The sequence below is a fragment of the Aeromonas sp. sif2416 genome, from assembly GCF_019218665.1.
Classification (GTDB): Bacteria; Pseudomonadota; Gammaproteobacteria; order Enterobacterales; family Aeromonadaceae; genus Aeromonas; species Aeromonas encheleia.
Genome location: NZ_JAHUXC010000003.1, coordinates 148,266 through 169,002 on the forward strand (window position 1 = coordinate 148,266; position 20,737 = coordinate 169,002).

At 61.3% G+C, this 20,737-nt stretch carries 23 protein-coding genes; 20 read left to right on the forward strand and 3 right to left on the reverse strand.

Translation table 11 applies throughout. The features are described from left to right. Positions 1-49: 49 nt before the first annotated feature. The 5 genes from yajC (at position 50) to nlpI (ending at position 4,717) form a co-directional block, all read left to right on the forward strand. Positions 50-385 (forward strand): preprotein translocase subunit YajC, encoded by a 336-nt coding sequence (gene yajC, locus KW821_RS06900; RefSeq protein ID WP_033129086.1) that lies wholly within the window; start codon positions 50-52, stop codon positions 383-385. 18 nt (positions 386-403) lie between these two features. Then, positions 404-2,257, forward strand: a complete 1,854-nt coding sequence (secD, locus tag KW821_RS06905) for a protein translocase subunit SecD (protein ID WP_042652412.1) — start codon at positions 404-406, stop codon at positions 2,255-2,257. A gap of 9 nt (positions 2,258-2,266) precedes the next feature. Further along, complete coding sequence (secF, locus tag KW821_RS06910) at positions 2,267-3,214, forward strand: protein translocase subunit SecF (protein WP_042652411.1); 948 nt, start codon at positions 2,267-2,269, stop codon at positions 3,212-3,214. A 99-nt stretch (positions 3,215-3,313) separates the two neighbouring features. After that, entirely contained in the window at positions 3,314-3,682 is a 369-nt protein-coding gene (locus KW821_RS06915; protein WP_218290916.1) for a rhodanese-like domain-containing protein, read from the forward strand. A gap of 90 nt (positions 3,683-3,772) precedes the next feature. Continuing rightward, complete coding sequence (gene nlpI, locus KW821_RS06920) at positions 3,773-4,717, forward strand: lipoprotein NlpI (protein ID WP_331854090.1); 945 nt, start codon at positions 3,773-3,775, stop codon at positions 4,715-4,717. Between the two features lie 156 nt (positions 4,718-4,873). Here nlpI and KW821_RS06925 read toward each other — a convergent pair whose 3' ends face one another. Both KW821_RS06925 and KW821_RS06930 read right to left on the reverse strand, forming a co-directional pair. Then, positions 4,874-5,746 (reverse strand): U32 family peptidase, encoded by an 873-nt coding sequence (locus KW821_RS06925; RefSeq protein WP_218290917.1) that lies wholly within the window; start codon positions 5,744-5,746, stop codon positions 4,874-4,876. 77 nt (positions 5,747-5,823) lie between these two features. Beyond that, the gene (locus KW821_RS06930; protein WP_218290918.1) at positions 5,824-6,819 is read right to left on the reverse strand and encodes a peptidase U32 family protein; all 996 of its coding nucleotides are present in this window, start codon (positions 6,817-6,819) and stop codon (positions 5,824-5,826) included. Between the two features lie 190 nt (positions 6,820-7,009). On the opposite strand from KW821_RS06930, the gene KW821_RS06935 reads away from it, so the two are divergent. Beyond that, positions 7,010-7,525 (forward strand): SCP2 domain-containing protein, encoded by a 516-nt coding sequence (locus KW821_RS06935; protein WP_218290919.1) that lies wholly within the window; start codon positions 7,010-7,012, stop codon positions 7,523-7,525. On the opposite strand, the gene KW821_RS06940 is transcribed toward KW821_RS06935, so the two are convergent. Beyond that, positions 7,490-7,906, reverse strand: coding sequence for a hypothetical protein (locus tag KW821_RS06940; RefSeq protein ID WP_218290920.1), 417 nt, complete (start codon positions 7,904-7,906; stop codon positions 7,490-7,492). The genes KW821_RS06935 and KW821_RS06940 overlap by 36 nt on opposite strands. 186 nt (positions 7,907-8,092) lie before the next feature. On the opposite strand from KW821_RS06940, the gene trmJ reads away from it, so the two are divergent. The 14 genes from trmJ to KW821_RS07010 all read left to right on the forward strand — a co-directional run bounded on the left by trmJ (position 8,093) and on the right by KW821_RS07010 (position 20,737). After that, positions 8,093-8,818, forward strand: a complete 726-nt coding sequence (gene trmJ, locus KW821_RS06945) for a tRNA (cytosine(32)/uridine(32)-2'-O)-methyltransferase TrmJ (RefSeq protein ID WP_218290921.1) — start codon at positions 8,093-8,095, stop codon at positions 8,816-8,818. A 93-nt stretch (positions 8,819-8,911) separates the two neighbouring features. After that, positions 8,912-9,415 carry a Fe-S cluster assembly transcriptional regulator IscR gene (gene iscR / locus KW821_RS06950; protein WP_042652403.1) on the forward strand — a complete coding sequence of 168 codons (504 nt, stop codon included), beginning with the start codon at positions 8,912-8,914 and terminating at the stop codon, positions 9,413-9,415. A 52-nt stretch (positions 9,416-9,467) separates the two neighbouring features. After that, complete coding sequence (locus KW821_RS06955) at positions 9,468-10,682, forward strand: IscS subfamily cysteine desulfurase (RefSeq protein ID WP_218290922.1); 1,215 nt, start codon at positions 9,468-9,470, stop codon at positions 10,680-10,682. 55 nt (positions 10,683-10,737) lie between these two features. Next, a complete protein-coding gene (gene iscU / locus KW821_RS06960; RefSeq protein ID WP_005299770.1) occupies positions 10,738-11,121 on the forward strand; it encodes a Fe-S cluster assembly scaffold IscU in 384 nt (127 codons plus the stop codon). A gap of 15 nt (positions 11,122-11,136) precedes the next feature. Next, positions 11,137-11,460, forward strand: a complete 324-nt coding sequence (iscA, locus tag KW821_RS06965; protein ID WP_042652401.1) for an iron-sulfur cluster assembly protein IscA — start codon at positions 11,137-11,139, stop codon at positions 11,458-11,460. A gap of 109 nt (positions 11,461-11,569) precedes the next feature. Next, positions 11,570-12,088 (forward strand): co-chaperone HscB, encoded by a 519-nt coding sequence (gene hscB / locus KW821_RS06970; RefSeq protein ID WP_218290923.1) that lies wholly within the window; start codon positions 11,570-11,572, stop codon positions 12,086-12,088. Between the two features lie 28 nt (positions 12,089-12,116). Then, positions 12,117-13,964: a Fe-S protein assembly chaperone HscA gene (hscA, locus tag KW821_RS06975; RefSeq protein WP_218290924.1), complete on the forward strand. Its 1,848-nt coding sequence runs from the start codon at positions 12,117-12,119 to the stop codon at positions 13,962-13,964. Between the two features lies 1 nt (position 13,965). Beyond that, on the forward strand, positions 13,966-14,304 hold the full coding sequence (gene fdx / locus KW821_RS06980) for an ISC system 2Fe-2S type ferredoxin (protein ID WP_005324284.1): 339 nt from the start codon (positions 13,966-13,968) through the stop codon (positions 14,302-14,304). Positions 14,305-14,462: 158 nt separating this feature from the next. Continuing rightward, positions 14,463-15,752, forward strand: a complete 1,290-nt coding sequence (pepB, locus tag KW821_RS06985) for an aminopeptidase PepB (RefSeq protein ID WP_218290925.1) — start codon at positions 14,463-14,465, stop codon at positions 15,750-15,752. Next, entirely contained in the window at positions 15,749-17,032 is a 1,284-nt protein-coding gene (gene pepB / locus KW821_RS06990; RefSeq protein WP_042652397.1) for an aminopeptidase PepB, read from the forward strand. Before pepB (KW821_RS06985) ends, pepB (KW821_RS06990) begins: the two co-directional genes overlap by 4 nt. Positions 17,033-17,311: 279 nt before the next feature. Continuing rightward, positions 17,312-17,740: a nucleoside-diphosphate kinase gene (gene ndk / locus KW821_RS06995; protein ID WP_042652396.1), complete on the forward strand. Its 429-nt coding sequence runs from the start codon at positions 17,312-17,314 to the stop codon at positions 17,738-17,740. A gap of 167 nt (positions 17,741-17,907) precedes the next feature. After that, entirely contained in the window at positions 17,908-19,011 is a 1,104-nt protein-coding gene (locus tag KW821_RS07000; protein ID WP_042652395.1) for a bifunctional tRNA (adenosine(37)-C2)-methyltransferase TrmG/ribosomal RNA large subunit methyltransferase RlmN, read from the forward strand. Positions 19,012-19,023: 12 nt separating this feature from the next. Continuing rightward, positions 19,024-19,815, forward strand: a complete 792-nt coding sequence (gene tapF, locus KW821_RS07005) for a PilW family type IVa pilus biogenesis/stability lipoprotein TapF (RefSeq protein ID WP_126623341.1) — start codon at positions 19,024-19,026, stop codon at positions 19,813-19,815. After that, positions 19,805-20,737: a RodZ domain-containing protein gene (locus KW821_RS07010; RefSeq protein ID WP_218290926.1), complete on the forward strand. Its 933-nt coding sequence runs from the start codon at positions 19,805-19,807 to the stop codon at positions 20,735-20,737. Before tapF ends, KW821_RS07010 begins: the two co-directional genes overlap by 11 nt.

Consider the following 20,737-nt stretch of genomic DNA (forward strand, 5'->3'; position numbering starts at 1 on the left):
ACGATTTATAATCTAGTTATCAAATCTACATCAAACAAGAGGTTGTTAAATGAGCATTATCTCCAAGGCATATGCAGAAGGCGCGGTTCCGGGTGCACAGGGTGGTGGCATGGAAATGATCATCATGCTGGCCGTGTTCGGCCTTATCTTCTACTTCATGATCTATCGTCCCCAGGCCAAGCGTGCCAAGACTCATCGTGATCTGATGAGCTCCCTGGCCAAGGGTGACGAAGTGCTCACCTCCGGCGGTCTGGTTGGCAAGATCGCCAAGGTTTCCGCCGATAGCGAATACCTGGTGCTGGCCCTGAACGATCAGACTCAAGTCACCATCAAACGTGATTTCGTCTCTGCCGTTCTGCCCAAGGGTTCTATCCAGTCCCTTTAATCTCCCGAGGAGCACAGCGTGTTAAATCGCTATCCGCTGTGGAAATACCTGATGGTGGTCTTCGTGATCGCCATCGGTTTTCTATATGCAGCCCCCAATCTTTACGGCGAAGACCCGGCCCTGCAGGTATCTGCCAGCCGCGGCGCCGAAGTCAAACTAGAGACGCTGGATCTGGTGAAGGAGACGCTCGAGGCGGCTCAGATCCCGGTCAAGCATGCGGCGTTCGAACACGGCTTCATCCTGGTCCGTTTTAACAACACCGAAGATCAGCTCAAGGCGCGCGATGTCGTCGCCGGCAAGCTGGGCGACAACTTTATCACGGCCCTGAACCTGGCTCCGTCCACGCCGGCCTGGCTCGAAGCCATAGGTGCGGCGCCGCTCAAGCTGGGTCTGGACCTGCGCGGTGGTGTGCACTTCCTGATGGAAGTGGACATGGCCGAGGCGCTGACCAAGCAGCAAGAGCAGATGGTGCAGGATTTCCGCACCGAGCTGCGTACCCAGAAGATCCGTTACTCCGGCGTGCGCCGGGTGGGCGATCAGGTGCAGGTGGTGTTCCGCGAGGAAGAAGATCAGGCCAAGGCCGCCTCTTTCCTGCGCCGCCAGAATCCGGATCTCACCTTCACCACCGAGCAGAAGGGTGACGACTTCATCCTGCTGGCCGGCTTGAGTGACGCCAAGATCAAGGAAGTGAAGAAGTACGCCCTCGAGCAGAACATCACCATCATCCGTAACCGGGTGAATGAGCTGGGTGTGGCCGAGCCGCTGGTGCAGCAACAGGGTGCCGAGCGCATCGTGGTCGAGCTGCCCGGTATCCAGGACACCGCCCGTGCCAAGGAGATCCTGGGCGCGACCGCGACCCTGGAATTCCACATGGTCGATGAGAGCGCCGACATCCAGGCTGCCGCCGATGGCCGGGTGCCGCCGAGCTCCAAGGTCTACAACGATCGCAACGGCCGTCCCGTGGTGCTGCAAAAGCGCATCATCCTGACCGGTGACCACATAGTGGGTGCCCAGTCCGGTTTCGACGAATACAGCCGTCCCCAGGTCAACATCAAGCTCGATGGCCAGGGTGGCAACAAGATGGCCAACTTTACCAAGGACAACGTTGGTAAGGGCATGGCGACCGTGTTCATCGAGTACAAGCCGGTGGGTCAGCCTGGCCCGGATGGCAAGCGCAAGTTCCGCAAGCAGGAAGAGGTGATCAACGTCGCGACCATACAGTCACGACTGGGTAGCCAGTTCCGCATCACCGGGATCGACAACGCCAACGAAGCCCACAACCTGGCGCTGCTGCTGCGTGCCGGTGCCCTGATTGCGCCCATCCAGATCGTGGAAGAGCGCACCATAGGCCCGAGCCTGGGTCAGCAGAACATCGACAGCGGGATGGAAGCCATCGGCTGGGCCATGCTGGTGATCGTGCTGTTCATGGGGATCTACTACCGTGCCTTCGGTTGGGTAGCCAACCTGGCCCTCAGCATGAACCTGGTGCTGATCGTCGGCATCATGTCGATGATCCCGGGTGCCACCATGACCCTGCCGGGTATCGCCGGTATTGTGTTGACGCTGGGTATGGCGGTGGATGCCAACGTGCTGATCTACGAGCGTATTCGTGAAGAGATCCGCAACGGCCGCGGGGTGCAGCAAGCCATTCACATGGGCTTCGACCGTGCCTTCTCGACCATCGCCGACTCCAACGTCACCTCGCTCATCACCTGCGTGATCCTGTTCGGTATCGGCACCGGCGCCATCAAGGGCTTCGCCCTGACGCTGGGCATCGGTCTGACCGCCTCCATGTTTACGGCCATCACGGTATCCCGCGCCATTATCAATCTGGCCTGGGGTGGACGGCGCATCGACAAGCTGCCGATCTAAGGAAGAGACATGTTTCAGATTCTACATTTTGAAAAGCCGATCCCCTTCATGCGCTTCGCCAAGTCGGGAATGGTGTTCTCTGCCCTGCTGACGATGTTCGCCCTGTTCTGCCTGTTCGATCGCGGTCTGAACTGGGGGCTGGACTTCACCGGTGGCACCACCATAGAGGTGGGGTTCCAGCAGTCGGTGAGCCTGGACAAGATGCACGAGGCACTGGATCAGCAGAAGATTGAAGGGGCTACCCTGCAATTCTTCGGCTCCAGCCGCGACGTGCTGGTGCGCATGACCCCGAAAGAGGGGGTCAAGGTGGAACAGCAGGGCAACGAGGTGCTGGCGGCTGCCAAGCTGATCGATGAAGGCGCCGTGCTCAAGCGCGTCGAGTTCGTCGGTCCTTCCGTGGGTGACGAGCTGGCGACAGACGGTGCCCTGGCCATGCTGGCCTCCATCCTCTGTATCCTGGCCTACGTGGCGGTGCGCTTCGAATGGCGTCTGGCCATGGGGGGCATCCTCTCCCTGGCGCACGACGTCATCATCACCCTCGGCATCTTCGCCTACTTCCAGTACGAGTTCGACTTGACCGTGCTGGCGGCGCTGATGACGCTGGTGGGCTACTCCCTGAACGACACCATAGTGGTGTTCGACCGCCTGCGGGAGAACTTCCGCAAGGTGCGCAAGGGGGATACCGCCGAGATCATGGATCTCTCCATGACCGAGACCCTGAGCCGGACCATTATCACCTCGGGGTTGACCTTCGTGGTGGTGGTGGCGCTGCTGCTCAAGGGCGGTCCGCTGATCCACGGTTTTGCCATCGCCATGGTGATCGGGGTGGCCTTCGGGACCTACTCCTCCATCTATGTAGCGAGTGCCTCTGCCATGTTCTTCGGGGTCAAGCGGGAGCACATGCTGCCGACCCAGGTGGAAAAAGAGGGTGCGGATCAACAAGAGATCCTGCCGTAATCGACAAGGGCGCCACAAGGCGCCCTTTCTCTTAGGGTCAGGGTGAGTCATTATGCTCCCCATTAATTGGGTAAAATGTGCGAGAACAAGGAGCAAGCCATGCATCACAATCCCCGTTTTCTGGCGCTGGTAGAGGCCGTTCGCACCCAGGTGCAAGAGACTGACGTGCATCAGATCAAACGCTGGCAGGAGGAGGGCAGGGCCTTTCATCTGATCGACGTGCGGGAAGATAACGAATGGGCGAAAGGTCACCTGCCGGGGGCCGAGCATCTGGGTCGCGGGGTGATAGAGCGGGACATCGAGACCCGTTATCCGGATCCGGCCACCGAGCTTTATCTTTACTGTGGTGGGGGTTTTCGCTCCATCCTGGCCGCCGCCAACCTGCAGAAGATGGGTTATAGCCGGGTGGTCAGTGTCGATGGGGGCTTTCGTGGTTGGAGTGATGCCGGATACCCTGTCGAATCCTGATTTATTTGAAGGATAGGGGTTCCGCCACATGACAAACTGTCGGTGGACCTTTACCATATGGCGGGTCAAGCGTAAGCGTCGGAGTGTTCATTGAACGTCAGGAAAGGGATTGGATACCTCACGGGTATCCTGTTGTTGCTCCCCATGTGGGGATGCAGCAGTAGCAGTCAGGTTGAAGCTCCTCAAGTTCCCAAGCCGCAACCCGCTTCACTGGTATTGGCGACCCCTCTGCAGGTCTCTTACCAGAGCGAGTTGGCGCTGGCGCGACTCGGGCAGATGCTCAGTGAAATGGAATTGACGACAGAGCAGCGGGCCGAACTGTTTTATGAGCGTGCCGTGGTGTTTGACCGGGTCGGGTTGCGTTCCCTTGCCAGATTGGATTTCAACCGCGCCTTGCGGGAAAAACCCGATTTTGCCGAGGCTTACAACTTCATCGGTGTCTATCTGGTTCAGCAACAGAACTATGACGAGGCCTACGAGGCATTCGACTCCGCCCTCGAACTGGCCCCGGATTACGACTACGCCTACCTCAACCGTGGCATAGCGCTCTACTATGGCAACCGTCCCGAGCTGGCTGCCGCCGACATGAAGCGGTTCTACGAGGCGCAGCCGGAAGATCCCTACCGGGTGCTCTGGCTCTATCTGGCCGAGCAGAAGCTCAATGCCTCGGCGGCCATGAGCCGGATGCGAGAGCGGCTGGGCAAGTATGACGACGACGCCTGGAACTGGGATCTGGTGCGCCTCTATACCGGCGAGATCAACGCCACCCAGCTGATGGGCAACGTGGTGAAAGGGGTGAAGGATAACCGGGAGCTGGCAGAGCGCCTGTGTGAAACCTATTTCTACCTCGGCAAGTTTGAGCTGGCCAAGGGCAACCGCAAGGAAGCCATCAGCTACTTCAAGCTGGCGCTCGCCAACAACGTGTATGACTTCATCGAGCACCGCTATGCCCTGCTCGAACTGGAGTTGATGGCGCGCAAGCCGCTGCCGCCTGGTGCCAGTGCACAGGGCAAGAGCAGCAAGCAAGCCTCCTGATACTGGATGCGAGCGATGTAAAAAAGGCCTCTCAACGAGGCCTTTTTGCTGTCTGCGGTTCCCGGATCATTCCACCAGGCTCACGCCGGGGATTTCTGGTCTCAGTAGCCGTGGCGGTCGACGCACCGAGGCCTTTTGCTGTCTGGGGTTCCCGGATCATTCCACCAGGCTCATGCCGGGGATCTGGCGCCAGTAGCCGTTGCAGTCCCGCTCCTGCTGCAGGGGCAGGGGGGCCTGACCCTGTTGATTGGCCTTGAAGCGGGCCAGCATGTCCAGGGTATCCATCCCCTCGGGGGAGAGGCGCACCACGTCCACCAAGCCCTCCATGCCTTTGATCTCGTTGCCAAGGTTGTAGCAGTAGCCGGATTGGGTCTGGATGCCGTTGAGATTGAACACCTTCTGCCCTTCGCGGCTGCTGGCCAGCCGCCCGGTGGGGTAGTGGATGCAGGCGAGCTCGCAGCCATCCTTGGGCTTGTCGAGGGAGCGGGCGGTGAAGCAGCGCGCCGAGTAGGCGAGCGGCAGATGGCCGTAGGCGAACACCTCCACCTCGAACTGCTGGCGGGCCGGGCCCAGATCCTGACTGAGCTGCACCAGCCAGTCGCGGGAGAGCTCCACCGGCATCACCCAGCGTGTCATTCCGTTCTTAAGCAGCATGCGCAGCACGTCGGCGTTGTAGGCGTTGATGGCCGGCCCGCAGACGAAGGGCAGGCCGGCTTCCCGGGCGAGCTGGACGGCGCCGAGATCGTTGGCCTCGATCAGCAGGCTGCCGTTGTCGACCAGCCGTTTGACCTCCTTGAGCTCGGAGGGGGCCGAGATCAGCGCCAGGGTGGAGAGCACGGCCTGCTTACCCGAGCCAGCCACCTGGCGCGCCAGGGTGATCCAGTCGTCCACCTTGAGTTCGCGGCGCTTGCTGCAGACCGTCTCCCCCAAATAGATGATGTCGGCCTGGCTCTGGGCCGCGGCGTCGTAAAAGGCCTGGGTGTCGGCCTTGGGCCAGTAGAAGAGCAGGGGCCCGAGAGAGAATTGCATCAGATGAGGTCCTCGCGCTGACGGAAGAGGCTGGCGGCAGAGCCGGCTGGCCCGAGCAGGAATGGCATGGGGTCTCCTTATTGCCACTGGCGATGATAGGCGCCCAGGGTAGTTTGACTCCCCTCTGAGACGCGGGCGAGCTGGGCATCCCACTCGGCCTTGACGTTATAGGCTTGCGGATTGGCCTGGTAGCTGTCGATGGCGGCGCGCCAGACCCGGGTCACCTGCTCCACATAGGCGGGGCTGCGCTGGCGGCCCTCGATCTTGACCGACTGGATCCCGGTCTGGAACAGCTCGGGCAGGAGGCCCAGGGTGTTGAGGCTGGTCGGCTCCTCCAGGGCGTGATAGGTCTGGCCATCCACCTCGAAGCGCCCCTTGCACAGGGTCGGGTAACCGGCGTTTTCCCCGGGACCGTAACGGTCGATCAACACTTCGTTGAGGCGGGATTCGAGGCCGGTCGGGGTCTCCTCCCAGCGCACGAACTTGGCCGGCGAGCAGGCCCCCACCGTGTTGGGGCTCTCCCCCGTCATGTAGGAGGAGAGGTAGCAGCGCCCCTCCGCCATGATGCAGAGGCTGCCGAAGGCGAACACCTCTAGGCCGACGTCGGTCTCGCGGGCCAGCTGCCTGACCTGATGCATGGAGAGCACCCGCGGCAGCACCACCCGGCCGACGTTGAAGTGCTGCTGGTAGAAGCGGATGGCGGCGGCGTTGGTGGCGCTGGCCTGCACCGAGACGTGCAGCTCCATGTCGGGGTGGTGACGGCTGGCATAATCGAGCACGGCGAGATCGGCGATGATCAGGGCATCGGCTCCGAGTGCCACCCCGCGATCCACCGCCTGCTTCCACCTGGCGTCAGATCCCGGGTGGGCGAAGGTGTTGATGGCGATGTGCAGCTTGCGGCCGTGCTGGTGTACGTAATCCACCGCCCTTTCCAGCTTGCTGTCGGTGAAGTTGAGACCGGCAAAGTGGCGGGCATTGGTGTCGTCCTTGAAGCCGATATAGACCGCATCGGCCCCGTTATCCACGGCCGTTTTCAGCGCCGGCAGGCTGCCTGCCGGACAGAGTAATTCCATCGGGTACGCTCCGAGAGGGCAAAAAATGCAAAAGTGGCTCGATTGTATGCATCGACGCGTCCCCACTTTTTGACCTGAGGCAGCTTTAGGTGGCTTTACCCTTCTTGAGGTAAGTCGGCACAAGTTTGATTTTCAACAGGATCCTGCCACGGCCCCTGTGCTTGAATGCGCAAAAAACTGGGAGTTTATCGTGTTCCAACAACTGCAACGTCGCCTGGTCGAACAGGCACCCCGTATCTTGCGCCGCCCGCTCAAGCTGGTGCCCTTCACCCTGCAACAGAGTCTGATGGAGCGCCTGCTGGCGCAGGTGTTCAAGGAGGCCATCCTGGACGGGGACTTCGATTTCCTAGCGGGCAAGTGGCTCAAGGTCGAGGTCTCCGATCTCGAACTCAGCTGGTTCATCAGCGCGCAGGAGGGCAGGCTGGTGGTGGCCCGTGACTGCGAGGCGGCCGATGTCTGCTTCAGTGGCTGCAGTCACGATCTCATCCTGATCGCCGGTCGCAAGGAAGATCCGGACTCCCTCTTCTTCCAGCGCAGGCTGAAGATCGAAGGGGATACCGAGCTGGGGCTGGAGCTGAAGAACCTGTTGGACAGCCTGGATCTTGAGGCATTGCCCAGCCTGATGAAGTATCCCTTGATGGATCTGGCGACCCTGGTCGAGCGCACCCGTTCAGCGCAGGAGCCAGTGCCCGCGCCGGTGTGCTGAGCTGCGCCTCAGGTGCCGTGCTATGCCCTCGGCATGGTGGCGGCGATGGCGGCGGGCCCACAGGCAACGACAGCCCCACAGGCAGGGTAGCAGGGCGAGCAGCGCCGTGGTGTCGGGCAGGCGCAGCAGCAAGAGCCCCAGCGCCAGCCATGCGAAGGGCAGGGCCTCGTAACACCACTCGGGTTGAAACCAGTGTTTGGCCGGGAAGATGACGAGATCGGTGCGCCTGTAGTTGGAGCGCATCATCCAGACCAGGGCACCCGCCACAAACAGCAGGGCCGCTGCCAGCCAGAGCAGCGGGGTCTGGGCGAACAGCAGCAGCCCCGCCGACAGCAGCAGGTAGAGGTTGGGTAACTGCTCGTAGAGCCAGGCGGGCAGCATGGGGTGGCGACTCCGGGTGATGCACCTTGCACTCTTTAAGGTTAGCTCGCGCTTTTTCGGCGCTCATGCTGGTTGGTTATACGAATGGCCACTTTTGTGCTTAAATGTGGCGCCAGAACCGGTGCCAAAATAGCGATTGGTTATGTTACAATTACGCGCCATTTTTTGACTGAAGATTGACTGGGCATGTTGGATCAGATTCGTATCGTTTTGGTAAACACCTCTCACACCGGCAACATGGGCTCCGCGGCACGCGCCATGAAGACCATGGGGCTGACTCAGCTGGTGTTGGTGGATCCGCAAGCCTTGCCAGATGACAACGCCATCGCCCTGGCGGCAGGGGCCAGCGATGTGCTGGTCAACGCCCGCATCGTCCCGACGCTGGATGACGCCATCGCCGACTGTGGTCTGGTCATCGGCACCAGCGCCCGCTCCCGCACCCTGAGCTGGCCCATGCTGGACCCCCGCGAGGCGGGCGAGAAGCTGGTGACGGAGAGAGTGAAGCACCCGGTCGCTCTGGTGTTTGGCCGTGAACGCACCGGCCTCACCAATGACGAGCTGCAGAAGTGCCACTACCACGTGGCCATCCCGGCCAATCCCGAGTACAGCTCCCTCAACCTGGCCATGGCGGTGCAGACCCTCTGCTACGAGGTGCGGATGCGCTGGCTGCAGGATCAGTTGCCCGAATCCGACGAGGAGCGGGTCGATTATCCCAGTGCGCAGCAGCTGGAAGGGTTCTATCTGCACCTGGAGCAGACTCTGCAGAAGACCGGTTTCATCACCGAGGAGCACCCCGGTCATGTGATGAGCAAGCTGCGTCGTCTGTTCAATCGTGCCCGGCCGGAAGTGGTTGAATTGAATATATTGCGCGGTATTCTCACCTCGGTGCAGAAAGCCCGGCCGCAGGATTAATCCCGACTGATTTACTCAACCATATACTTGACTGTTTTAGTCGGGTATGTGACCATGTGCCCATATTGATTTGTTCGCAAGACGGTAAGGCATATGAGACTGACCTCAAAAGGACGTTACGCTGTGACAGCCATGCTCGACGTGGCGTTGCATGCAGAGCAGGGGCCCGTGCCCCTGGCTGATATTTCAGAGCGCCAGGGCATCTCCTTGTCCTATCTGGAGCAACTGTTTGCCCGTCTGCGCAAACATGGGCTGGTGAGCAGCGTGCGTGGTCCGGGTGGCGGTTATCGTCTCGGACTGGCCCCTGGCGAGATCTCGGTGGGTCAGGTGATCACCGCGGTCGATGAGTCGGTCGATGCGACCAAGTGTCTCGGCAAGGGGGGCTGCCATGGCGGTACCCAGTGTCTGACCCACTCCCTGTGGCGCGATCTCAGCGAGCGCATCTCCAGTTTCCTGGGGGACATCACCCTGGCGGAGCTGGTGGGTCAAGCCGACGTGCGACGCATCGCTGGCAAGCAAGATGAACAAATGAAGACCGTGTTGTCCCTGGTTGAACGGGCTGAACGCGGTGATGTGAGCTTGAAAGTCCAACTATAAACGTGCTTTCCACGACGGGTCGCTGTGTGACCCCGTCGTAACGGAGAAAAACATGAAACTGCCTATTTACCTTGATTATTCGGCAACCTGTCCGGTGGACCCGCGTGTCGCAGAAAAAATGATGCAGTGCCTCACCATGGATGGCCTGTTTGGCAATCCTGCCTCCCGTTCTCACCGTTTCGGCTGGCAGGCCGAAGAGGCGGTGGATCAGGCCCGTAATCAAGTGGCAGAGCTGATCGGTGCAGACCCTCGCGAGATCGTCTTCACCTCCGGCGCGACCGAATCCAACAACCTGGCCATCAAGGGCATTGCCCACTTCTATGCTGGCAAGGGCAAACACATCATCACCTCCAAGACCGAACACAAGGCGGTGCTCGACACCTGCCGCCAGCTGGAGCGTGAAGGCTACGAGGTGACCTACCTCGAGCCGATGCCCAACGGCCTGTTCACTCTGGCGCAGATCGAAGGCGCCCTGCGCGATGACACCGTCCTGGTGAGCATCATGCATGTCAACAACGAGATCGGCGTGATCCAAGACATCGCCGCCATCGGCGAGCTGTGCCGCTCCCGCAAGATCCTGCTGCACGTGGACGCGGTCCAGAGCGTCGGCAAGATCCCGGTTGACGTGGAAGCGCTCAAGGTCGACCTGCTCTCCATGTCCGCCCACAAGGTATACGGCCCGAAAGGGATCGGTGCCCTGTACGTGCGCCGCAAGCCGCGGGTGCGCCTGGAAGCCCAGATGCACGGTGGTGGTCATGAGCGCGGTATGCGCTCCGGCACCCTGCCGACCCACCAGATCGTCGGCATGGGCGAAGCCTTCCGCATCGCCAAGGAAGAGATGGCGAGCGAGAGCCAGCACATCATGGCCCTGCGCCAGCGTCTGTGGCATGGCATCAAGAATATCGAAGAAGTCTATATCAACGGTGATCTGGAGCATCGCGTCCCGGGCAACCTGAACGTCAGCTTCGCCTACGTGGAAGGTGAATCCCTCATCATGGCGTTGAAGGATCTGGCGGTCTCTTCCGGTTCAGCCTGTACCTCTGCCAGCCTGGAGCCTTCCTACGTGCTGCGCGCCCTGGGGATGAACGATGAGCTGGCACACAGCTCCATCCGGTTCAGCATCGGTCGCTTCACCACGGAAGAAGAGATTGATTACGCAATCAAGCTCATCTGCGACTCCATCGGTCGTCTGCGCGAGATGTCCCCCCTGTGGGAGATGTTCAAGGACGGTGTCGATCTGAACACGGTCGAATGGGCTCATCACTGATCGCTTGCCAGAGAGGCAAGGGTTTGGTGAACAACGGAATTAGCAGGAGTTAGATATGGCTTACAGTGAAAAAGTAATCGACCACTACGAGAATCCCCGTAACGTAGGTGGCTTCGACAAGAACGACCCCAGCATCGCGACCGGCATGGTCGGCGCCCCGGCCTGTGGCGACGTGATGAAACTGCAACTGAAGATCAGCGACGACGGCATCATCGAAGACGCCAAGTTCAAGACCTACGGCTGCGGCTCCGCCATCGCCTCCAGCTCCCTGGTGACCGAATGGGTCAAGGGCAAGACTCTGGACGAGGCTGCCGGCATCAAGAACACCGACATCGCCGAAGAGCTGGCCCTGCCACCGGTGAAGATCCACTGCTCCATTCTGGCGGAGGATGCCATCAAGGCCGCCATCGCCGATTACAAGCAGAAGAAAGGTCTCTAAGGTCCGGAGAGCAGTATGGCCATTACCATGACAGATGCCGCAGCGGCGCGGGTTTCCTCTTTTATGACCAACCGGGGCAAGGGCATCGGCCTGCGCCTCGGCGTCAAGACCACCGGCTGTTCTGGGCTCGCCTATGTGCTCGAATTCGTGGATGAGTTGACCGCTGAGGATCAGGTGTTTGATCAAAAGGGCGTCAAGATCATCATCGACGCCAAGAGCCTGGTCCATCTGGATGGCACCGAGCTGGACTTCGTCAAGGAGGGCCTCAACGAGGGCTTCCAGTTCAACAACCCCAACGCCAAGGGCGAGTGTGGTTGTGGCGAAAGCTTCAGTGTCTGAGGCGTTGGTAATCAATACGGCTGGACGGGAAGGTGACTTCCCATCCGGCCGTTCCAACTCTCAAGACGAGTGTGATTGCGGCGCAAGCTTCCTTGTCTGAGGATCCAAGATGAATCATTTCGAGCTGTTCGGGCTGGCACAGGGCTTCGAGCTCGATATCCGCCAACTGGCAGAGACCTACCGCCAGTTGCAGACCAAGTTCCATCCCGATCGTTTTGCCACAGCCCCGGAACGGGAGCAGTTGGCCGCGGTGCAGCGTGCCGCCCAGATCAACGATGCCTTCACCACCCTCAAGGCGCCCCTGCGCCGAGCCGAGTATCTGCTTTCCCTGCGTGGCACCGACATCCGTGGCGAGCAACAGACCCTGCAAGATACCGCCTTCCTGATGCAACAGCTGGAGTGGCGCGAGCGTCTCGCCGAGTTGAAGGGGGAATCCAGTCCTGAGCGCGCCATCGAAGATTTTCGCCGCGAGATCAGGCATGATCACCAGTCGCTGATGCAACGGCTGACCGACTGTCTCACCGCGGGTGAGGATCAGACCGCCGCCGATTGCGTGCGCAAACTCAAGTTTGTCGACAAGCTCCTCGAGGAGCTGGAACGATTCGAAGACTCGCTGTTCGAGTCTTGAACCTCTAACGCTGGAATTTTGATTACCCATGGCATTACTGCAAATCGCCGAGCCCGGCCAGAGCGCCGCACCTCATCAGCATAAACGTGCCGTTGGCATCGATCTCGGCACCACCAACTCCCTGGTCGCCGCCGTGCGCAGCGGCCACGCCGACACCCTGTGTGACGAGCAGGGGCGCGATCTGCTGCCCTCGGTGGTGCACTATCAGGCCGACGCCATCCGGGTTGGCTTCGACGCCAAGCGCGAAGCCGCCCTCGATCCCCACAACACCATCGTCTCCGTCAAGCGGATGATGGGCAAGGCGCTGGCCGACATCGATACCCGCCAGCTGCCCTATCAGTTCGTCGCCGCCGATAACGGCATGCCCCAGTTGCAGACCCGTCAAGGGCTGGTCAACCCGGTGCAGGTCTCGGCCGAGATCCTGAAGACGCTGGCCGAACGTGGCGTCGCCTCGCTCGGTGGCGCCCTCGACGGCGTGGTCATCACGGTGCCTGCCTATTTCGATGACGCCCAGCGTCAGGGCACCAAGGATGCGGCCCGGCTGGCCGGTCTGCACGTGCTGCGCCTGCTCAACGAGCCGACCGCGGCCGCCATCGCCTACGGCCTCGACTCCGGTCAGGAAGGGGTGATCGCCGTCTATGATCTCGGCGGCGGTACCTTCGACATCTCCATCCTGCGCCTGCATCGCGGCGTGTTCGAGGTGATGGCGACCGGTGGCGACTCCGCCCTCGGTGGCGATGACTTCGATCACTTGCTGGCGGACTGGATCAAGGCGCAGGCCGGCCTGAGCGGCCAGCTCGAGGCCCGCACCCAGCGCGAGTTGCTGGATGTGGCGGCCGCCGTCAAGCACGGCCTGACCGATGCCGACAGCGTGGCCTGCAGCTTCGCCGGCTGGCAAGGGGAGCTGAGCCGCGCCCAGTTCGATGCGCTCATCCTGCCGCTGGTCAAGCGCACCCTGCTGGCCTGCCGTCGCGCCCTGCGCGACGCGGGTCTGGAGCAGGTGGAAGTGCTGGAGGTGGTGATGGTCGGGGGCTCCACCCGGGTGCCGCTGGTGCGCGAGCTGGTGGGGGAGTTCTTCCAGCGTCCGCCACTCACCAGCATAGATCCGGACAAGGTGGTGGCCATCGGTGCCGCCATCCAGGCCGACATCCTGGTGGGCAACAAGCCCGACGCCGAGATGCTGCTGCTGGACGTCATCCCGCTTTCTCTCGGCCTCGAGACCATGGGGGGCCTCGCCGAGAAGGTGATCCCGCGCAACACCACCATCCCGGTGGCCCGCGCCCAGGAGTTCACCACCTTCAAGGATGGCCAGACCGCGATGGCGATCCACGTGGTGCAGGGGGAGCGCGAGCTGGTGGCGGATTGCCGCTCCCTTGCCCGCTTCACCCTGACCGGCATTCCGCCGATGGCGGCCGGCGCCGCCCACATTCGCGTCACCTTCCAGGTGGATGCGGACGGGCTGCTGTCGGTCAGCGCCATGGAGAAATCCTCCGGCGTGCAGGCCGAGATCCAGGTCAAGCCCTCCTACGGGCTGGCGGAGGAGGACATCCTCGGCATGCTGAGCGCCTCCATCGCCAATGCCCAGCAGGACATGGAGGCCCGCATGCTGGCGGAGCAGAAGGTCGAGGCCGATCGCGTAGTCGAGAGCCTCAATGCCGCCCTGGCCGCCGATGGCGAGGCGCTGTTGAGCGTGACCGAGCGTGCCGAGATCGACTCTGCCATCGCCCACCTGCTGACCATGCGTGCCACGGGCACCACCAATCAAATCAAAGATGCCATCGAGGCGGCGGATGCCGTCAGTGGCGAGTTTGCGGCCCGTCGCATGGATGCTTCCATTCGCAAGGTGCTGACCGGCCAAAACGTCAACAAGGTGTAATATGCCAAAACTGATCATTCTGCCTCACCCCGAACTCTGTCCGGACGGCGCTGCCCTCGAGGGCGCGACCGGTGAAACCATACTGGACATCGCCCTGCGCAACGGCATCGAGATCGAGCATGCCTGCGAGAAGTCCTGCGCCTGTACCACCTGCCACTGCGTGGTGCGGGAGGGGTTCGACTCCCTCGAGCCGAGCGATGAGCTGGAAGATGACATGCTGGACAAGGCATGGGGGCTGGAGCCGGAATCCCGCCTGAGTTGCCAGGCCCGTCTGGCGGACGAGGATCTGGTGGTGGAACTGCCCAAGTACACCATCAACCTCGCCTCCGAACGCCATTGATGCGACGTTAATTACACATGAGTGAATTGCACGTGCAGCATCTCATGGCGCAGTGATGATATGGTGAAGGCCGTAACCCTCGGGGGTACGGCCTTTTTTGTATTCGTTATTCCCCTATTCGTTAATGCAAGTGCCCATAAAAAAGGAAGCAAGAGAAGATGGCTGACATGATGAACGTACGGTTATCCGCCCAGGCTGCCGCCGCCGTCTGGGGCGAAGGCGCCCTGCTCAGTTTCAGCGGTGACGAGACCCTGATCCATCTGGACAAGGATGCGTTGCGCACTATCCAGCGCGCGGCCCGCCGACTCGAATCGACCGGCATCAAGCGGGTAAGCCTGGCCGGCGAGGGTTGGGATCTGGAGCGCCGTTACGCCTTCGCCCAAGGCTTCTATGCCGCCAAGGGGCAGCGTGAGGTGCACTTCGGCGAGCAGAGTGCCACCGAGGCCAGCGAGCTGGATGCGTTGATCCGCGCGACCCGCTGGGTGCGCGAGGTGACCAACGGTTGCCCGGAAGAGATCTATCCCATGAGCCTGGCGGAATCGGCCCTGCTGCTGATCCGCGGCCTGGGTGGCGATCAGGTGACCGCCCGCATCACCGCCGGTGAGGCGCTGCGTGAGGCCGGACATATCGGGATCTGGTCGGTGGGCCGTGGCAGCGAGCGCGAGCCGGTGCTGCTGGAGCTGGACTACAACCCGACCGGGGATCGCCACGCCCCCGTGGTGGCCGCCCTGGTGGGCAAGGGCATCACCTTCGACTCCGGTGGCTACTCCATGAAGTCCTCTGACAACATGCTGCCGATGAAGTCCGACATGGGCGGTGCCGCCATGGTGACCGGCGCCCTGGCGCTCGCCATCAGCCGCGGGCTGAACAAGCGGGTCAAGCTGATCCTCTGCTGCGCCGAGAACCTGGTCTCCGGCCACGCCTTCAAGCTCGGTGACATCCTCACCTACAAGAACGGCATCTCGGTCGAGATCCAGAACACAGACGCGGAAGGGCGCCTGGTGCTGGCCGATGGCCTGCTGGCCGCGAGCGACAGTGGCGCCGCCCATATCCTCGATGCCGCCACCCTGACCGGCGCCGCCAAGACCGCGCTCGGCCGCGACTACAACGCGGTGTTTGCGTTGGATGAAACCGAGCAACAGCGCGCCTTGGTCGCTGCCAAGCTTGAACACGAGAAGGCCTGGCCCCTGCCGCTCGAGTCCTGGCATGCGGGCCAGCTCACCTCGGCCTTCGCCGAGCTGGGCAACGTGGCCTCCGCCGAAGGCACCGCCGGTGCCACCACCGCGGCCGCCTTCCTGTCCCGCTTCGTGCGCGATGAGGGCAAGGGCTGGGTGCACCTGGATCTGGCGGCCTCCTATCAAAAATCGGGCAACGAGCTGTGGGCGACCGGCGCCAAGGGCCACGGCCTGCGCACTATCGCCCGCTGGTTGCAGGAGGTGTGTGCATGAACGTCTGGCTGAGTCGCGAATTTGCCGCCCCCGAGTGGGGCGAGGGGGCGCTGCTCTCGCACCGCACCGATGGCATGGTGATCCATCTGGTGACCGCTACCCCATTGCTGGACATTCAGCAGGCGGCCCGCCGCCTCTGTGGTCAGGGGATCCAGAAGGCCGCGCTCTGCGGTCATTGGGAACGCGAGCAGCAGTGGGCCTTTGCCCAGGGCCTGCAGACCCCCAAGGCCGAGGTCGAGCTGCAGTGGGCGACCTCCTCCGAAGAGGACAGGGAGGAGCTGGAGGCGCGCTGGTTGTGCGGCCGCTGGGTGCGCGAGATGACCAATGCCACCCCGGAACAGCTGGGGCCGCTGGATCTGGCGGTGGAGGCGGCCGCCTTCATCACCGAGCTGGCGCCGGATCGCATCAGCCATCGCATCCTCAAGGGGGAGGCGCTGCAGCAGGCGGGCTGGGTCGGGCTCTATCAGGTCGGTCGTGGCAGCGATCGCGAGCCGGTGATGCTGGAGCTGGACTTCAATCCAAGCCGGGATCCCAAGGCCCCGGTGGCCGCCGCCCTGGTGGGCAAGGGCATCACCTTCGACTCCGGTGGCTACTCCATGAAAACTTCCCAGGGCATGCTGACCATGAAGCATGACATGGGAGGCGCCGCCATAGTGACAGGGGCGCTGGCGCTGGCCATACTGCGCGGGCTCGACAAGCGGGTGAAGCTCATCCTCTGCTGTGCCGAGAACCTGGTCTCCGGCCATGCCTACAAGCTGGGGGATATCCTCACCTACAAGAACGGCACCACTGTGGAGATCGTCAACACCGATGCCGAGGGGCGACTGGTGCTGGCCGATGGCCTGCAGCTCGCCGCCGAGTCGGGGGCTCCGCTGGTCATCGATGCCGCGACCCTGACCGGGGCGGCGGTGATGGCGCTGGGGGGACGCTACAACGCGCTGTTCGGGCTGGACAAGGGGCTGGTGAGCCGTGCCATGGCCTATGCGGATGCCGAGCAGGAGCCAGCCTGGCCGCTGCCGCTGGAGCCCTGGCACCGGCAGCAGTGCCCGTCCCATTATGCCGACACGGCCAACAGCCGCCCCGTGCCGGGGGGTGGCCCGGGCGGTGCCTCCAACGCGGCGGGCTTCCTCTCCCGCTTCGTGGCCAACGAAGGGCAGGGCTGGTTGCACGTCGATCTCGCCGCCTGCTTCAGCGAGAACGGTGACAACCTGTGGTCACCGGGCGCCAATACCCTGGGGATGCGCACCATAGCGCAAGCCCTGCTGGCGGAGACGCGCTGAGCGGCATGACGAAGAACGAGGGCACCCCAGGGTGCCCTTTTCGATGGTGCTGTTTTCTTGAGCAATAGATACAGTTTTAGCGGGTTAACACGGTGATCGTGCACAAGCGCACATTTTTTCCCGACGCACTGGGACAAGATGAGTGGTGATGTTGTTTTAGCGATGTGTTTGTTTAATAAAAAGTTGCTTTTTTGTGTGTTATTTCGGTTTTTGTTTACGTATAATCGCCGCCGAACATGGATTCTTACAATAAAACTCTGTAGTTAAGGAAAGATCTCAATGGCTATCGAACGTACCTTTTCTATCGTCAAGCCGGATGCTGTCAGCAAGAACTTGATCGGTGCCATCTACAACCGTTTCGAGAGCGCTGGCCTGAAGGTTATCGCCGCCAAGATGCTGCACCTGAGCAGCGAGCAGGCCGCCGGTTTCTACGCCGAGCATCAGGGCAAGCCTTTCTATGATGCGCTGGTCGGTTTCATGACCTCCGGTCCCGTCATGGTGCAGGTGCTGGAAGGGGAAGAGGCCATCCGTCGCCATCGCGAGATCATGGGTGCCACCAACCCGAAAGAGGCCTTGGCCGGTACCCTGCGTGCCTGCTACGCCGAGAGTATCGATCGCAACGCCGTACACGGCTCCGATGCCCCGGCCTCTGCCGCCCGTGAAATCGCCTACTTCTTCTCCGACGACGAGATCTGCCCGCGCGGCTGATTTCACCCGTTGATGACCAAGGGAGCCTCGGCTCCCTTTTGTTTTTTGGTCTTTTGGGCCAACTCCTCTTATTCTCCAGGTGGAAAGCCAGACCCATTATTTGTACAATGCCGCCCCCTGACGTAAGTCAGCCAATAATTTATGAAGTGTGTGAGCTGAGGCCATTGATGAGCGAAACAAAAACCAACCTGCTGGATCTCGATCGGGATGCCATGCGTGCCTTCTTCGTCGAGCTGGGCGAGAAGCCATTCCGGGCAGATCAGATAATGAAGTGGATCTATCACTTTGGTTGTGATGATTTCGATCAGATGAACAACGTCAACAAGGCGCTGCGTGAGCGTCTCAAGACCATCGCCGAGATCCGTGCACCTGAGATCAGCCGCGAACAGCGCTCCTCCGACGGCACCATCAAGTGGGCGTTGCAGGTCGGCGATCAGGAAGTCGAGACCGTCTATATCCCGGAAGGGGACAGGGCCACCCTGTGCGTCTCCTCCCAGGTCGGCTGCGCGCTGGCGTGCACCTTCTGCTCCACCGCCCAACAAGGCTTCAACCGTAACCTGAAGGTGTCCGAGATCATCGGTCAGGTGTGGCGCGCCGCCAAGGTCGTCGGTGGCAAGCGTCCCATCACCAACGTGGTGATGATGGGCATGGGTGAGCCGCTGCTCAACCTGGCCAACGTGGTACCGGCCATGAAGCTGATGATGGATGACTTCGGTTTCAGCATCTCCAAGCGTCGCGTCACCCTCTCGACCTCAGGGGTGGTGCCTGCCCTTGACATGCTGGGTGACCAGATTGACGTGGCACTGGCCATCTCCCTGCACGCGCCGAACGACGAGCTGCGCTCCGAGATCATGCCGATCAACGACAAGTACAACATCGAGAACTTCCTCGCCGGGGTACGCCGCTATCTGGCCAAGTCCAATGCCAACGGTGGCCGGGTGACCGTGGAGTATGTGCTGCTCGATCATATCAATGACGACATGCAGCAGGCCCACGAGTTGGCCAAGGTGCTCAAAGACACCCCCTGCAAGATCAACCTGATCCCGTTCAACCCCTTCCCGGGCAACCCCTTTGGCAAGCCGAGCAACAGTCGCATCGACCGTTTCTCCAAGGTGTTGATGGAATATGGCTTCACCGTCATAGTGCGCAAGACCCGGGGAGAAGACATAGACGCGGCCTGTGGCCAGCTGGTGGGGGAGGTGATCGACCGTACCAAACGCACCATGAAAAATCGGATGCAACGGGATGGGATTTCCGTCAAAATGGTTTGAACCGCTAAGCCATTGTATAGACAGGAAATGGATATCCGTACATTGATCGTAGTGGCGGCGCTCTGCGCGCTGCCAGGCTGTGTCACCGAGACCACTTACGCTGGCCAGAATTCGACCCAGCGTGAAGTGGGACCCGACTTCAAGGCGGCTGCCCAGACGCGTCTCGATCTGGGCATTCAATATCTGCGCCAGGGCAATGCCGAACAGGCCAAGTTCAATCTTGATCGCGCCCTGCAGTACGACCCCAGCAACCCTCAGGTCTATATCGGCTTCGCCTATTTCTACCAGCAGGTCGAAGACTTCAAGGCGGCCGAGACCAACTATCGCAAGGCCCTCGACATAGATCCGACCAATGCTGACGCGATGAACAACTACGGTGCCTTCCTCTGTAACCGGGGTCGTTTCGACGAAGCCGAGAAGGCCTTCATGCAGGCGGTCAGCCAGCCGGATTACGTCAAGATCGCCGATACCTACGAGAATGCGGCGCTCTGCGCCCTGCAAAATAATAGAAATGATAAGGCTGGCGAATACTATCGTCTGGCCTTGGGGTATAATCCTCGCAATCCAAGGTTATTGCTGGACATGGCCGAGCTTTCCATGAAAGATGGCAAGCTGCCTGACGTGCAGTCTTACCTCGTTCGTTTTGCCGAGGTGGCAGACGAAAACGAGGACAGCCTCTGGTTGAGGCTACGGCTGGCGCAAGCCATGGACAAGCCGGCATTACTTCACCAATTCGGGACTGAGCTGGTAAAGCAATATCCCACTTCGCAACAAGCCAAGCGTTACTTAGCCAATGACTACTGAACAGCCACACGATTTTCAAGACGACTCCCAGGCAGTAGGCCCAGGCCAACTGCTGCGCAACGCCCGTGAGCAGCTCGGCTGGACACGAGAGCAAGTTGCGTCCCGCATTCACCTTCGTCTGACCCTGATTTCCGAGATCGAAGCGGATAGCTATGACAAGCACACTTCTCATACCTTTATCCGCGGCTATCTGCGTGCCTATGCCAAGCTGGTCGGCATCCCCGAGGAGACCATACTGGCGGCTTACGACAAGCTGGGGCTGACGCCACCCGATAACATCGACATGCAGAGCTTCTCCCGCCGCTCCCGCCAGCAAGCCAACGACAGTCGGCTCAAGGTGGTGACCTGGTTGGTGATCCTGGTGCTGATCGCGCTCTCCATCGCCTGGTGGTGGCAGAGCACGGCTCGTCGCTCCGCCGGTGATGACGCCCTGGCGGCGACCGAGATGGGGACGACCGGCAACATGCCGAGTGCCAACTCGGTGACCGCCATAGACGTGGCCGATCCCGTGCTGCCCGTCGCCTCCGAGGCGGTGGCCATTGCCGTCGATCCCGTGGTGAGCGATGCCGTTGCCCTCGAGCCGGCCGTCGTCGAGGTCAGCGCCGCGGTGACAACCGAGGCGTCTGCCGCGGTGGCGACCGTGGCTCCGGCCGATGAAGCCAGCACCGAGCCGGGCAAGCTGCCCCAGCTCAAGATGAGCTTCACCGCCGACTGCTGGCTGGATGTCAAGGATGCCAACGGCAAGACCCTGTTCAGCGGTCTGAAGAAGGCAAATGACGTACTCGTGCTGGAAGGACCCGAGCCACTCAAATTCATCGTTGGCGCGCCGATGGCGGTCAATCTCGAATATCAGGGCAAGTCCTTCGACATGAGCCGTTACAACAACGGCCGGACTGCTCGCTTCTCACTGCCGCAGGAGTAA

What these genes read in the sequence shown, in the direction of transcription:
- iscR (WP_042652403.1), top strand. Translation starts at nt 8,912, where the DNA reads ATGAGACTGACCTCAAAAGGACGTTACGCTGTGACAGCCATGCTCGAC.
- KW821_RS06915 (WP_218290916.1), top strand. Translation starts at nt 3,314, where the DNA reads ATGCATCACAATCCCCGTTTTCTGGCGCTGGTAGAGGCCGTTCGCACC.
- KW821_RS07010 (WP_218290926.1), top strand. Translation starts at nt 19,805, where the DNA reads ATGACTACTGAACAGCCACACGATTTTCAAGACGACTCCCAGGCAGTA.
- pepB (WP_218290925.1), top strand. Translation starts at nt 14,463, where the DNA reads ATGGCTGACATGATGAACGTACGGTTATCCGCCCAGGCTGCCGCCGCC.
- hscB (WP_218290923.1), top strand. Translation starts at nt 11,570, where the DNA reads ATGAATCATTTCGAGCTGTTCGGGCTGGCACAGGGCTTCGAGCTCGAT.
- KW821_RS06940 (WP_218290920.1), bottom strand. Translation starts at nt 7,906, where the DNA reads ATGCTGCCCGCCTGGCTCTACGAGCAGTTACCCAACCTCTACCTGCTG.
- KW821_RS06930 (WP_218290918.1), bottom strand. Translation starts at nt 6,819, where the DNA reads ATGGAATTACTCTGTCCGGCAGGCAGCCTGCCGGCGCTGAAAACGGCC.
- KW821_RS07000 (WP_042652395.1), top strand. Translation starts at nt 17,908, where the DNA reads ATGAGCGAAACAAAAACCAACCTGCTGGATCTCGATCGGGATGCCATG.
- trmJ (WP_218290921.1), top strand. Translation starts at nt 8,093, where the DNA reads ATGTTGGATCAGATTCGTATCGTTTTGGTAAACACCTCTCACACCGGC.
- secF (WP_042652411.1), top strand. Translation starts at nt 2,267, where the DNA reads ATGTTTCAGATTCTACATTTTGAAAAGCCGATCCCCTTCATGCGCTTC.
- pepB (WP_042652397.1), top strand. Translation starts at nt 15,749, where the DNA reads ATGAACGTCTGGCTGAGTCGCGAATTTGCCGCCCCCGAGTGGGGCGAG.
- ndk (WP_042652396.1), top strand. Translation starts at nt 17,312, where the DNA reads ATGGCTATCGAACGTACCTTTTCTATCGTCAAGCCGGATGCTGTCAGC.
- hscA (WP_218290924.1), top strand. Translation starts at nt 12,117, where the DNA reads ATGGCATTACTGCAAATCGCCGAGCCCGGCCAGAGCGCCGCACCTCAT.
- iscA (WP_042652401.1), top strand. Translation starts at nt 11,137, where the DNA reads ATGGCCATTACCATGACAGATGCCGCAGCGGCGCGGGTTTCCTCTTTT.
- KW821_RS06925 (WP_218290917.1), bottom strand. Translation starts at nt 5,746, where the DNA reads ATGCAATTCTCTCTCGGGCCCCTGCTCTTCTACTGGCCCAAGGCCGAC.
- fdx (WP_005324284.1), top strand. Translation starts at nt 13,966, where the DNA reads ATGCCAAAACTGATCATTCTGCCTCACCCCGAACTCTGTCCGGACGGC.
- iscU (WP_005299770.1), top strand. Translation starts at nt 10,738, where the DNA reads ATGGCTTACAGTGAAAAAGTAATCGACCACTACGAGAATCCCCGTAAC.
- KW821_RS06955 (WP_218290922.1), top strand. Translation starts at nt 9,468, where the DNA reads ATGAAACTGCCTATTTACCTTGATTATTCGGCAACCTGTCCGGTGGAC.
- yajC (WP_033129086.1), top strand. Translation starts at nt 50, where the DNA reads ATGAGCATTATCTCCAAGGCATATGCAGAAGGCGCGGTTCCGGGTGCA.